Consider the following 13212-nt stretch of genomic DNA (forward strand, 5'->3'; position numbering starts at 1 on the left):
GAATGAATAAAACGACAGACAAGTCACTGATAGTTGGGCTCGATATCGGTACGTCCAAAGTGTCTACCTTGGTCAGTGAAGTGCTGCCAGATGGCACCATCAATGTGCTGGGTGTGGGCAGCAGCCCGTCGCGCGGTATGGATAAAGGTGGCGTGAACGACTTAGAGTCTGTGGTTAAATCTGTTCAACGTGCGGTGAACGAAGCCGAGATGATGGCAGATTGCCAAATCAGCTCTGTCTATCTTTCTTTGTCAGGTAAGCATATTCACTGCCAAACTGAAAGAGGGATGGGGACGATATCGGATGAAGATGTCACCCAAGATGACATAGATAATGTCATTCACACTGCGAAGTCGGTGAAAATCAGTGATGAGCAGCGTGTTTTGCACGTGATCCCGCAAGAATACAAAATTGATTATCAAGAAGGGATCAAAAACCCGCTCGGGTTATCCGGGGTGAGGATGGAAGCGAGTGTGCACCTCATCACATGTCACAATGACACCGCAAAAAATATTGAGAAAGCAGTCGAACGTTGTGGTCTTAGCGTTGATCAACTGATTTTCTCCGGGCTTTCAGCGAGCCATGCCGTGATCACACCGGACGAGCGAGAGTTGGGTGTCTGTGTGGTGGATATCGGTGGCGGCACCATGGATTTGGCCGTATGGACGGGGGGGGCGCTTCGACATGCTGAAGTGATCCCTTACGCGGGCAATGTGATCACCAGTGATATTGCCTATGCCTTTGGCACACCGCTGGCTGATGCAGAAGACATTAAAGTGAAATATGGCTGTGCATTGAGCGAGCTGGTAAACAAGGACGCCAAAGTCAATGTCCCAAGTGTGGGAGGACGCCCATCAAGGACATTGCAGAGACAAACTTTGTCAGAAGTTATTGAGCCACGATGTTCAGAACTTTTGGGGCTGGTGAACCAAAAGCTGGTCGCCATCCAAGAAAAACTGCGTAGTGATGGTGTCAAACACCAAATGGCTGCTGGGATTGTCCTAACAGGAGGCGCATCACAGATGCATGGCCTGGTCGAATGCGCGGAGCGCGTATTCCAAAACCAGGTAAGGGTGGGACAACCGGTGAATGTCACGGGACTGACCGACTATGTGCAAGCGCCCTGCTATGCAACCGCAGTTGGGCTTTTACACTACGGCAAAGAAAGCTTGCTGACAGAAACGAGTGAACCAGAACAAAAGCGGGCTGTGGCTAGCTGGATCAATAAGCTGAGTAGCTGGTTTAAGAAAGAATTTTAACCCTGATGCGAACAGGAAGGACGGAGAGAACTCATGTTTGAACCGATGATGGAAATGTCTGACGATGCGGTAATTAAGGTCGTCGGCATTGGCGGTGGCGGTGGTAACGCCGTTGAGCATATGGTGCGTGAGTCAATCGAAGGGGTTGACTTTATTAGCATTAACACGGATGCCCAAGCACTACGTAAAAGTAGCGTAGGCACGGTCATTCAAATTGGTGGTGACATCACTAAAGGCCTAGGTGCGGGGGCAAACCCACAAGTAGGTCGAGATTCTGCCCTTGAAGATCGCGATGCGATTAAAGCTGAGCTCGAAGGTGCCGATATGGTATTTATCGCAGCCGGAATGGGCGGTGGTACAGGGACAGGCGGCGCGCCGGTCATCGCGGAAATCGCGAAAGAGATGGGCATTCTGACTGTTGCTGTAGTGACCAAACCATTCAGCTTTGAAGGCAAGAAGCGATTAGCCTTTGCAGAGCAGGGTATCGAAGAGCTGTCAAAAAATGTTGACTCGCTGATCACGATCCCGAATGAAAAACTGCTCAAGGTATTAGGTCGCGGTATCACCTTGCTCGATGCCTTTGCAAAGGCCAACGATGTACTACGTAATGCCGTGCAAGGGATCGCTGAGTTGATCACTCGCCCAGGCCACATCAACGTCGACTTTGCTGACGTGCGCACTGTGATGTCAGAAATGGGACACGCAATGATGGGTAGCGGCGTGGCAACCGGTGAAGACCGTGCCGAGGAAGCAGCAGAAATGGCCATTTCTAGCCCGCTTCTGGAAGATATCGATCTTGCTGGGGCGCGTGGTGTGTTGGTGAACATTACCGCAGGCTTTGATATGCGTCTTGACGAGTTTGAGACCGTAGGTAACACCGTCAAAGCGTTTGCATCAGATAATGCAACTGTGGTGATCGGTACATCGATGGATCCTGAAATGAGCGATGAGCTGCGTGTGACTGTAGTGGCTACCGGGATTGGTAATGAGCGTAAGCCAGATATCACCTTGGTCACCAACTCACAGTCTGGGCAAGCACAGGCAGAGCCGAAAAAGGCACAGCCTTTGCAAGAGAAACCTCAGGCGGCAAGTGCAAACCCAGCGGCGAAAGAGCAGCCAGCTGCATCGTCATCGAATGCAGCACCAAAATCGCAGACCGAGCATGATTATCTCGATATTCCTGCGTTTTTGCGCAAACAAGCTGACTAGTCGCTATTGCTTGGTTTGTAGCCAGTGATGTGCTACCATCACGCTCCCCTTGTCTAAGGTGACAGGGTAATGAGTGACGCAGAGCACACTTTTTTGAGAAAAAGTTGAGATAAGCCGATGATTAGACAGCGAACATTGAAAAGTATGGTCCAAACGACTGGTGTGGGTCTCCACTCTGGGCGTAAGGTTACGCTTACTCTGCGTCCGGCTCCTGCTAATACCGGTGTGATTTACCGTCGCACAGACATGGAGCCGCCGGTAGATTTTCCGGCTAACCCCGAGGATGTGCGCGACACCATGTTGTGCACCGCCTTAGTCAATGACGCGGGGGTTCGCATCTCAACCGTTGAGCATCTCAGTGCTGCGATTGCAGGCATGGGGATCGATAACATTATTATCGAAGTGGACGCGCCAGAAATTCCGATTATGGATGGCAGTTCAAGCCCGTTCATCTTTTTGCTGCAGTCTGCGGGTATCGACGTCCAAAACGCACCAAAACGGTTCATTCGCATTAAAAAGCCTGTTCGCATTGAAGACGATGACAAATGGGCGGAGTTGCTGCCTTACAACGGCTTCCGTCTTGATTTTGCTATCGAATTCGACCACCCCGCGATTGAATCAGAGCAACAAAATTTGGTGCTGGACTTCTCTAGCCAGTCTTTTATTAAAGACTTAAGTCGTGCTCGTACCTTCGGCTTTATGCGTGATATCGAGTATTTGCAGTCACAGAATCTGTGTCTAGGCGGCAGCTTCGACTGTGCCATCGTACTGGATGATTACCGCATCTTGAATGAGGAAGGTCTGCGTTTTGACAACGAATTGGTCAAGCACAAGGTGCTGGATGCCATCGGTGATCTCTACATGTGTGGTCACAGCATTCTTGGTGAAATGCGTGCGTATAAATCGGGCCATGCATTGAACAATAAACTGCTGCGCGCGGTATTAGCGGACCAAGAAGCGTGGGAGTGGGTCACGTTTGAAGAAACAGAGACTTCTCCAGTGGCATTTGCCGAGCCGGGGATGGTTTTGGCCTAAGCCCGAGTTTGTTCAGTGTGTGCACGGTAAAAGCGCAGTGCACCATGCTGAGGCAAAGTAAACGGCGAACACCAAACAATTGATAATATAGAAAGCCAGAGCTCACTCTGGCTTTTTTTGATCTTCGGCGAGTTTGGCTAAGGCGTCGAACCGTGCTTTTAACTTGGGCGAGGCGCTGTCACCCAGCGCACGCAGTAACTCACCAGAGGCTTGGCTAAGGTGGCAGGGCGGCGCTGTCTCTTTGTCTTCTCGGTCGGCGGCAGCGAGTGCCGGGTTAATCTTCACTTCAATGGTTGTCAGGCTTGCCAAGCCTTTGTTACGCAATACCGATAACAAATGCTGCCGTTCATAGTTAAGTCGCATCGCCCAGGCGGCGCTCCCGGCCTCTACCACCAATACGCCATCACGATAATTGGCGACGCGGCAGGCTTTAGACGTTTCACCGGGTAATAACGCCAAGATCAGCTTGTTTAGCTTGGCAAGCTCAACGGCTCGCTGAGCAATATTGTTGGGGTCGCTCTCCAGCAGGTGAAGGGTAGAGCGGGGGCGGTGGTCTCTCATCGCGCGATAACTGCCTTTTTTGTCATCAATCCGGTGCCTGAACGGGCGCACAGCGTCTAATTTTCACTAATTGAACCCTTGAGTATGGGATTTGTCATAGGATGTGAAAGTAATTTACCTTATCATACATGCTCCACCTCGGCATGTAGCCTACCGGGTTGATATATCGGTATGTCCTGAGGTGAGCACCAGAGAGTGAACAAACCATTCACAGGTAAGTGTCGCATGGGTTAGGCGATGGCGGCGTATTTTTTTCCGTGCCATCTACCACATTTACATTCAGTCACGTGGAAATCGTTGTGAAGTGGCGTTATCGCCCTTGAATTCTGTCCGATTTGGCTCCACTTAAGGTAGATGCGTTTTGGCATCTAGTGTTGAATCGATGAGCTTAAGCCAACCCGCGTTTGAACTGAAACACGCCAGCATAGAGGCAGTGTAGCGGCCGCCCATGTGGGAAAACCATTAAAAAGAGTACCGGCAACGCCATGTTATCGAAAGTCCTGACTAAAGTTATCGGAAGCCGTAATGACCGCACCTTGCGTCGGCTGCGAAAAGTTGTTGATGAAATCAACAAACTCGAACCCCAATTTGAAGCATTGAATGACGATGCGTTAAAAGCAAAAACCGTTGAATTCCGCGAGCGCCTAGACCAAGGTGCCGAGCTTGATGACCTCCTTCCTGAAGCCTTTGCCACTGTACGAGAAGCCTCTAAGCGTGTATTTGGCCTACGCCACTTTGACGTGCAAATGGTCGGCGGTATCGTGCTTCACAATGGCCAAATTGCAGAAATGCGCACCGGTGAAGGTAAAACCCTGACTGCGACGCTGCCTTCTTATTTGAACGCACTGACAGGTAAATCGGTTCACATTGTGACGGTGAATGATTACCTGGCTGAGCGCGATGCCGAAACCAACCGTCCGTTGTTTGAGTTTTTAGGAATGACGGTGGGCGTCAATGTCCCCAACATGCCACCAGAAGCGAAGAAAGCGGCTTACGCATGTGATGTACTTTACGGTACCAATAATGAATTCGGTTTTGATTATTTGCGTGACAACATGGCGTTTCGCGCAGAAGACCGTGTGCAACGCGATCGCTATTTCTCGATTGTCGATGAGGTTGACTCTATCCTCATTGATGAGGCGCGTACGCCTCTGATTATTTCTGGGCCAGCAGAAGACAGCTCGGAGATGTACCAGCGTATCAATGCCTTGATCCCTAGTTTGAAACAGCAAGAGCAAGAAGATACCGAAGACTATCAAGGTGATGGTCACTTCACGGTTGATGAAAAAGCCAAGCAAGTGTACATGACCGAAAACGGTCAAGAATTTGTCGAAGACTTGCTCAAGAAAAACGGTTTGATGGGAGAGGATGATACCCTTTATTCACCGGCTAATATCAGCCTGATTCATCATATTAATGCCGCGTTGCGTGCACATGTGTTGTTTGAGCGCGACGTTGATTACATCGTTAAAGACGATGAAGTGATCATTGTTGATGAGCACACTGGGCGCACCATGCCGGGACGCCGTTGGTCGGAAGGCTTACACCAGGCGGTGGAAGCCAAAGAAGGGGTGAAAATTCAAAACGAGAACCAGACCTTGGCCTCGATCACCTTCCAAAACTTCTTCCGTTTGTATGACAAACTCTCAGGCATGACAGGGACCGCGGACACCGAGGCGTTTGAGTTCCAATCTATCTATGGCCTAGACACGGTAGTTATCCCGACAAACCGCCCGATGGTGCGTAAAGATCATGCTGATCAGGTCTACATGACCGAAAAAGAAAAGTTTGCCGCTATTGCGGAAGACATCAAAACGCGTGCCAAAGCTGGCCAGCCTGTCTTGGTCGGGACAGTGTCGATTGAAAAATCTGAATTACTGTCCAATGCGCTGAAAAAAGACGGCATCAAGCACCAGGTGCTTAACGCTAAATTCCACGCCCATGAAGCGGATATTGTTGAGCAAGCCGGTTACCCGGGCGCGGTGACAATCGCTACCAACATGGCCGGTCGTGGTACCGATATCGTGCTGGGTGGCAGCTGGAAGCAAGTGCTGGGTGATGTTGAAAACCCGACCGACGCGCAAGTAGAGGCAGCGAAAGAAAAGTGGCAGCAGCTGCATGACCAGGTCGTTGAAGCCGGTGGTCTGCATATCATTGGTACTGAACGCCATGAATCACGTCGTATCGATAACCAGCTACGTGGCCGTGCCGGTCGTCAAGGTGACCCAGGTTCAACCCGTTTCTATTTGTCGATGGAAGATTCCTTGATGCGGATCTTCGCCTCAGAAAAAGTCTCTAACATGATGAAACGATTAGGGATGGCCGAAGGCGAAGCCATTGAGCACCCATGGGTCAATAAAGCCATTGAAAACGCGCAGCGCAAAGTGGAAGGGCGTAACTTTGATATTCGTAAGCAACTGCTCGAATTTGATGATGTCGCCAACGATCAGCGTAAAGTGGTGTATGAGCTACGTGATGCGCTCCTGGTGTCAGAAGATATCAGCGAGATGATCGAGCACAACCGCGAGGATGTGGTCAATAACATTGTGAACCAGTACATTCCGCCACAATCGCTAGAAGAAATGTGGGATGTACCAGGGCTAGAAAAACGCCTTAAAGCGGATTTTGATCTCGAATTGCCGATTCAGCAATGGTTGGATGAAGACGACAAACTCTACGAAGAGTTACTGCGCGAGCGCATTCTGACGGCCCTGATTGAGGTGTATAAAGGCAAAGAAGAGGCTGTAGGGGCAGAAACCCTGCGTAACTTTGAAAAAGCGGTGATGCTGCAAACCTTGGATACGCTTTGGAAAGAGCACCTCGCGGCGATGGATCACCTCCGTCAAGGTATTCACTTACGTGGCTACGCACAAAAGAACCCGAAACAAGAGTACAAGCGCGAATCGTTTGAGCTGTTTGAGGGTATGCTAGAAGCGCTGAAAACCGATGTGGTGACAACCCTCAGTCGTGTGCGTGTGCAGCAGCCGGATGACGTTGAGCGTATGGAAGCCGAGCGCAAAGCACGCGCAGAGCAAGCCGCGCAAAAGCAACAAGTTAACCATGCGCAAGCTGATAACCAGTTTGATGATAGCGACAGCGCCGAACAGGGTGGTAGCGGCAACGAAACCGTGGTGCGTGATGGACGCAAAGTCGGTCGTAATGAGCCTTGCCCTTGTGGGTCAGGGAAGAAATTTAAGCAGTGTCACGGTAGAATCTAAACCCTGACCATGCGTTATCAAAAAAGGCCGTTTATCGGCCTTTTTTATTATCAGGAGAAACGATGAAACGGGTAAGTATTGCTGCAGGCATTATTGTTAATCCGGCACAAGATAAAGTCTTTATCACCCGCCGACATGCTCATGCCCATCAAGGGGGAAAGTGGGAATTTCCGGGCGGAAAGATTGAGGGTAACGAAACGCCGCAACGCGCATTGCTGCGAGAATTAAACGAAGAAGTGGGGATCCAGGCCAAGGCAGTGAGCCCTTTTATATCGCTGGACTTTGACTTTCCCGATAAAGCATTAAGTTTGGATTTTTTCTTGGTCTGTGACTTTGAGGGAGAGCCGTCAGGTTGTGAGGGGCAAGAGGGTATGTGGGCCCCAATTGCTGACTTGGATAACTATCCGTTTCCCGAGGCCAACGATGCGGTATTAGAGAAGATTCGCGCTCGGTTCTGAGCGCGAGAACATCGCGAAGGGCAGCGCGTTCAGTTGTGCTGATCTTCTGACCAGAGGTCATCATCCGACACGTCAGGGGCGCCGGGGATGGCCTTTTCCTCACTGGCCCATTCACCCAAATCAATCAACTGACAGCGTTTGCTGCAAAATGGACGATGTGGGCTAATCTCTCCCCAAACCACAGGCTGCTGGCATGTTGGACATTGGACAACGGTAGGGGCATCACTCACGTGGATCTCCTTAACAAACACTGATATGAACAGCCATATTGTCGGCGACCTCATGATCGTCGTCAAATGGCATAAAGCGGATCGCGAAGCGGTTTTTGTGTCCAGACACTAACGGGTAGACCCCAAGGTCGGGGGAAATTTTAAGTCGTATCAAGCAAGCCCCGTCCGCTTCTTGTTGGTAGAAACCTTGTTGAACCGTCGCTGTGCCGCCGTGGGCGCTTTCACGCGTGAGTTGTAGCCAGAACGCCAAGGCGTGGCGTAATGGTGCCAGGGTTTCCATCCAGGCCTGAATCGCACTTTGCCGTGCGGCCAGCGGTTGATGCAGCCAGTAGTGAAAATTGGGAAGATCGAAACTGCAACTACCACCAGGAATGGCAAAGCGCTGCTTAATACTGGTTAGAAAGCGATCCTCTCTCAGTGCTTGGCCAAAGCGTTTGGCTTGTAACACTGCGCGCTGATGCTCGCCAAGTTGGTCGAGTAGCTGATTGAGCTGTGCTTGATCAACTTGGGGCACGTCAGCCCATGCTTTGAGTTTTTTCTTGAGTTTGTCCAAATCCTTGGCGAGATCGGCTTTCACTTGCACCTGCTCCAGGATTTCTAGCAAATCGAATAAGCTGCGGAAAAATTGGATATGGTGGCAGGGTGCGGAAAGCCCGCTCACTTCGTCCAGTTGATCGAGCAGGTACTCCAGGCGCAAGTAAATTCGAACTTGTTCATTGAGTGGGTGTTCATACAAAGTGAGGCTGGTCATAAGCGTTTAGCTGTCCTGTCCGACTAAGGGTCGGCGTTTGCCTGGGTTGCCAAGGTTAAATACGTGTGATGTAAGGCATCAACTTGTCGATCAAGTTCCGCCTCGGTTTGTGTATTATCAATCACATCATCGGCGACAGCGAGGCGTTGTGCGCGATTGGCTTGTGCGGCCAAGATCGCGTGTACTTGTTGTTCGCTGACGTGATCACGCGCGAGGGTTCGAGTGATCTGTGTTTGCTCGTCTACATCAACAACCAATACCCGCTGCGCCAATGACATCAGATTATTCTCTACTAACAAGGGCACCACAAGCAAACAATACGCTGAGTGCGCTTGCATACAGCCTTGAATCATACGCTGGCGAATCATCGGGTGAAGCAGGTTATCGAGCCATTGCTTGTCGTCTGGGTGACTAAACACCCGCTCACGAAGCCAGGCACGATCTAGGTTGCCATCTGGCTTTAATACCGGCGAACCAAAACGCGCGACAATCGTGGCCAACCCGTCACTATCAGGGGCGACCACTTCTCGTGCGATGACATCGGCATCGATAATATCAACCCCTTTGGCGGCAAAACGGTTAGCGACCGTGGTTTTGCCACTGCCGATGCCACCGGTAAGTCCGACTACAAATGCCATTAACGCACTCCTAGAATCTGTGAAAGGTACCAGCTTAACAGGCTATCGCCCCACAGTAGGCTCAACCAGCCTGCGATGGCAATAAAGGGCCCGAAAGCAAATGCATGTTGCAGATTTTTTTGTTGTTGGCGAAGTATGAATGCACCAACGACCACGCCGCTTAGAGAGGCCAGTAGGATCAGCAAGGGTAAAACTTGCCACCCGACCCAAGCGCCCAGTGCCGCAAACAGTTTAAAGTCGCCATAGCCCATGCCCTCTTTGCCTGTTATTAGCTTAAAAAGCCAGAACAGACTCCACAAGCTCAGGTAGCCAGCCATGGCACCCATTACACTGTCTGTTAATGAAACCGGGCTGACATCGGTCAGCGCCAGTGCGATCCCACCCCAAAGCAATGACAGAGTGAGCTGATCGGGGAGCAGCAAGGTTTCCCAATCAATGAGGGTCAGTGCTAGCAAAGTGAGGCTGGCGCCCATCACTGCGATGGCCCACAGCGGAGAGGGGATAAGCCATGCGGGCAACATGCACACGATAGCACTGGTGATCTCGACCAATGGGTAGCGCGGACTAATCGTAGTGTGGCACTGGCGGCAGTGGCCTTTTAATACGAGCCAGCTGATCACTGGAATGTTGTCATACCAAGCAATCGGGTGCCGACACTCTGGGCAGTGTGAGGCCGGTAAACATAGGTCAAATTGGGTGTTATCCGGTGCGTCAATATGGGCATCGGGAAACGTGGCCAAGCACTCTTGGCGCCAACGGCGTTCCATCATGATTGGCAAGCGAGCAATGACCACATTTAAAAAACTGCCGATGATCAGCCCCGCGAGGCCTGCAAAGACAATAAAAAACGGAGAAGAGAATACCAAGGGCTTACCTGCCTATTTGTTATCGAGTGCGCATCATAGCGTCTTGTGAACTGAGACTCTATCTTGGCTTAGCCGAGCACCGACATCAGATCGAAAATTGGCAAATACATTGCGATCACCAAACCGCCAACCAGAGTGCCCATGACGACGATCAGTATCGGCTCGATGATTTTACCAAGGTTATCGACGATATTATCGACGTCTTGCTCATAGATCTGCGCGACTTGGTTAAGCATTTTGTCTAGGGTACCAGACTCTTCACCAATCATGATCATCTGCGTCACCAGGTTGGGAAAACATTGTGCCTGTTTCAGCGCTTGGTAAAGGGGGATCCCAGTAGCGGTAAGGTGAGATGCGTCGTTAAGCTGGTGTGCATAGTAGCTATTTGTCATGGTTTTGGTGGCCGACTGTAAGCCAGAAATAAGTGGGATGCCGGCGCCGAAGGTGGTGGCCAATGTACGCGCAAACTTAGCGATACAGGCTTTAGTGAGTACATCGCCGATAATCGGTAGCTTAAGTAGCCCTCGGTGGTAGTGGTATCGATACTCTGGTTGTCGATGGGCAAGCCATCGGTGAGTCAAGGCGAATACAGTCAGGCCTGCGATGATGAATAGTGCATGGCTGTGTACCCAATGAGACAGCGCAAGCACTTGCCGTGTTAACCAAGGAAGCTGAGCATCAAACGAAGCAAATATCTGTTTAAACTTGGGAATAACAAAAAGAAGCAAGTAGGTGCTCACTCCTAGCGCCACACTCACCACCATGGTGGGATAGATCATGGCTTTCATCACTTTGTTGCGTAACTGAGCTTGTTGCTCGCGGTAAAACGCGAGGCGAGTAAAAGCATGGGCGAGTTGGCCGGTCTGCTCACCGGTTGCGACCAAGTCGCAGTAAAAGCGGCCGAACAACGGGCTCGTTTGCGCCAAGGCTTGGGTCAAACTGGTGCCGGCTTCAAGACGTTGACGAAGGTGGCGAACCACGAGCTGCATTTCGGCTTTGTTTTGGTTTTCAACAATCAGGTGCAATGCTTGGACTATTGGTATGCCAGCATCTAGCAGGGTCGCGAGCTCACGGGAGAGTTGGGTGATGTCGGCAGGTTTGGCAAGGTGGCGGCGTTGCTGCCAACTGGACAGTCGTCGACGTATCAACCGAGAGGGCCAGATAGCCCGTTGGGTTAATTGCTGACGCGCATCATGCTCGGAGTAGGCAAACACTTGGCCTTTTTTATCCGTACCCACCGGCAGCACTTGGCGCCAGTGAAACACGAATAGCGTCTGCTTTTTCATGTTTTCTCCTTAAGCCAGGGGGATCACACGGGTCAGCTCTTGCACACTGGTCACGCCTTGATTCAATTTGGCGATGCCTGACTCGGCCAATCGCCACATGCCGTGTTGACAGGCCAGTTCAGTGATCTCGCTAGCACTGGTATGGCGATAAATCGCATTGGCAATGACCTCATCGATAGGTAGCACTTCGTAAACGCCTGTGCGCCCCTGATAGCCTTGATAGCATCGGTAGCAGCCGCTTTGGTTGGCTTGATAGATCTGATCAGGGCGGCATTGCGGATACAAATTGACCAGCTGCTTTAAGCTTGGGTCATCTTGCGGGTGAGGCTGTTTACAGATAGGGCACAGTTTACGCACCAGCCGTTGCGCCACGACGAGGGCTAATGAACTGGCAAGGTTGTAGGTGGCAATCCCCATATGGGTCAAGCGGGTGATGCTTTCAGCTGCGGAGTTGGTGTGTAGGGTAGAGAGGACCAAATGGCCCGTTTGCGCCGCTTTGATACTGATTTCAGCCGTGTCGATATCGCGAATTTCCCCAACCATCACCACATCTGGGTCTTGGCGCAAAAAGGCGCGCAGTGCGGTGGCAAAGTTCAGCCCTATCTCGGTATTGACATTCACTTGGTTGATACCATTGAGTTGGATTTCCACCGGGTCTTCCACGGTGGCAATATTGCGTTCAGGTTGATTAAGGTGACGTAAGCCGCTGTACAAGGATACAGTTTTGCCACTGCCGGTGGGGCCGGTAAATAAGATCATGCCTTGCGGCCTATCTAGCGCCGCTTGATAGTGCTGACGTTGCCAGCCGGTCAGGCCGAGATCGTCAATTTGCAAGGATTGTTGTTCGTTATTGAGCAGACGCACCACCACTTTTTCGCCCCAAACCGTGGGCAGTGTCGACACCCGCATATCCACGCTTTGCTCAGCATTGATTGATAATTGAATGCGGCCATCTTGCGGTAAACGCCGTTCTGCAATATTAAGTGACGCTAAGATTTTCAAACGCGTGGATAAACGACGTGACACACCTACAGGAGGCTGGGCATAGGTGTGAAGCAAACCATCTTGACGGAAACGAATTTGGTAATGACTTTCAAAAGGCTCAAAATGAATATCTGACGCTCTTTTACGGACGGCATCGACCAGGGTTTGCTGGATATACCGGCTGATCGGAGCCTGATCACTTTGCAGTTCAGTATTGTCCTCTTGCCGGTTATCGCTGACGGCCAGCGTGGCCAGGGTGTGATCACTGATGGTGTCGCTCGCTTGGATGCTGTCAATATTGCTGCCGTACAAATGGCGAAGTCCGGCGTCTAAATCGGGTTGGCTTAATACTGCCACGCGAACCTTTCGTCCAGTGGAAAAACCAAAGTCACTGATGGCTTCATGGTGGCTCGGGTCGCTGACACCCAGTAAAAGCACATGCTCCTCCAGCGTCAGCGGTAACACACGGTGGCGCTGGATAAGATCACGCCTATCTAGCGCGTCACTGGTGGCTTTAAAAGGGTAGTGATGGCTTTCGACAAACGGCACTTGGTAATTGGCCGCTACCACTTCGGCCAATGCGTGCGGGTCGACGCCGGCATCGATTAGCTGCGCAACCCCCAGCGGGCTGTCGTCATTGTGTGTTAGACATTGGCGTTGATCAGCGGAAAGTAAGCCATCGCGTACAAGTTGATCGACTGCTAACATTGTTGCGGC

12 protein-coding genes are annotated in these 13212 nt (G+C 51.2%); 5 read left to right on the top strand and 7 right to left on the bottom strand.

Features of this window, described 5'->3' with window-relative positions:
- The first annotated feature begins 2 nt into the window (after nucleotides 1-2).
- The 3 genes from ftsA (at nucleotide 3) to lpxC (ending at nucleotide 3503) form a co-directional block, all read left to right on the top strand.
- Nucleotides 3-1259, top strand: a complete 1257-nt coding sequence (gene ftsA, locus BZG20_RS08415; RefSeq protein WP_046073971.1) for a cell division protein FtsA — start codon at nucleotides 3-5, stop codon at nucleotides 1257-1259.
- 33 nt (nucleotides 1260-1292) lie between these two features.
- The gene (ftsZ, locus tag BZG20_RS08420; protein WP_077578709.1) at nucleotides 1293-2468 is read left to right on the top strand and encodes a cell division protein FtsZ; all 1176 of its coding nucleotides are present in this window, start codon (nucleotides 1293-1295) and stop codon (nucleotides 2466-2468) included.
- 117 nt (nucleotides 2469-2585) lie between these two features.
- Nucleotides 2586-3503, top strand: coding sequence for a UDP-3-O-acyl-N-acetylglucosamine deacetylase (lpxC, locus tag BZG20_RS08425; protein WP_077578710.1), 918 nt, complete (start codon nucleotides 2586-2588; stop codon nucleotides 3501-3503).
- Nucleotides 3504-3605: 102 nt separating this feature from the next.
- On the opposite strand, the gene BZG20_RS08430 is transcribed toward lpxC, so the two are convergent.
- Nucleotides 3606-4064: a DciA family protein gene (locus BZG20_RS08430; protein WP_077578711.1), complete on the bottom strand. Its 459-nt coding sequence runs from the start codon at nucleotides 4062-4064 to the stop codon at nucleotides 3606-3608.
- A 485-nt stretch (nucleotides 4065-4549) separates the two neighbouring features.
- Between BZG20_RS08430 and secA the strand changes: the two genes are divergently transcribed.
- A complete protein-coding gene (secA, locus tag BZG20_RS08435) occupies nucleotides 4550-7282 on the top strand; it encodes a preprotein translocase subunit SecA (RefSeq protein WP_077578712.1) in 2733 nt (910 codons plus the stop codon).
- Between the two features lie 62 nt (nucleotides 7283-7344).
- Entirely contained in the window at nucleotides 7345-7740 is a 396-nt protein-coding gene (gene mutT / locus BZG20_RS08440) for an 8-oxo-dGTP diphosphatase MutT (RefSeq protein ID WP_077578713.1), read from the top strand.
- Between the two features lie 29 nt (nucleotides 7741-7769).
- Here mutT and yacG read toward each other — a convergent pair whose 3' ends face one another.
- The 6 genes from yacG to BZG20_RS08470 form a co-directional block, all read right to left on the bottom strand.
- Nucleotides 7770-8024 carry a DNA gyrase inhibitor YacG gene (gene yacG, locus BZG20_RS08445; RefSeq protein ID WP_077578714.1) on the bottom strand — a complete coding sequence of 85 codons (255 nt, stop codon included), beginning with the start codon at nucleotides 8022-8024 and terminating at the stop codon, nucleotides 7770-7772.
- A complete protein-coding gene (zapD, locus tag BZG20_RS08450) occupies nucleotides 7981-8721 on the bottom strand; it encodes a cell division protein ZapD (protein ID WP_077578715.1) in 741 nt (246 codons plus the stop codon). Before zapD ends, yacG begins: the two co-directional genes overlap by 44 nt.
- A gap of 23 nt (nucleotides 8722-8744) precedes the next feature.
- The gene (gene coaE, locus BZG20_RS08455; RefSeq protein WP_077578716.1) at nucleotides 8745-9359 is read right to left on the bottom strand and encodes a dephospho-CoA kinase; all 615 of its coding nucleotides are present in this window, start codon (nucleotides 9357-9359) and stop codon (nucleotides 8745-8747) included.
- Nucleotides 9359-10225 (bottom strand): A24 family peptidase, encoded by an 867-nt coding sequence (locus tag BZG20_RS08460; protein WP_077578717.1) that lies wholly within the window; start codon nucleotides 10223-10225, stop codon nucleotides 9359-9361. The genes coaE and BZG20_RS08460 overlap by 1 nt, the downstream gene beginning before the upstream one ends.
- Nucleotides 10226-10293: 68 nt before the next feature.
- Entirely contained in the window at nucleotides 10294-11511 is a 1218-nt protein-coding gene (locus tag BZG20_RS08465) for a type II secretion system F family protein (RefSeq protein WP_077578718.1), read from the bottom strand.
- A gap of 9 nt (nucleotides 11512-11520) precedes the next feature.
- Complete coding sequence (locus BZG20_RS08470; RefSeq protein ID WP_077578719.1) at nucleotides 11521-13203, bottom strand: ATPase, T2SS/T4P/T4SS family; 1683 nt, start codon at nucleotides 13201-13203, stop codon at nucleotides 11521-11523.
- Nucleotides 13204-13212: the final 9 nt, after the last annotated feature.

The sequence above is a fragment of the Salinivibrio sp. IB868 genome, from assembly GCF_001995655.1.
GTDB lineage: Bacteria > Pseudomonadota > Gammaproteobacteria > Enterobacterales > Vibrionaceae > Salinivibrio > Salinivibrio siamensis.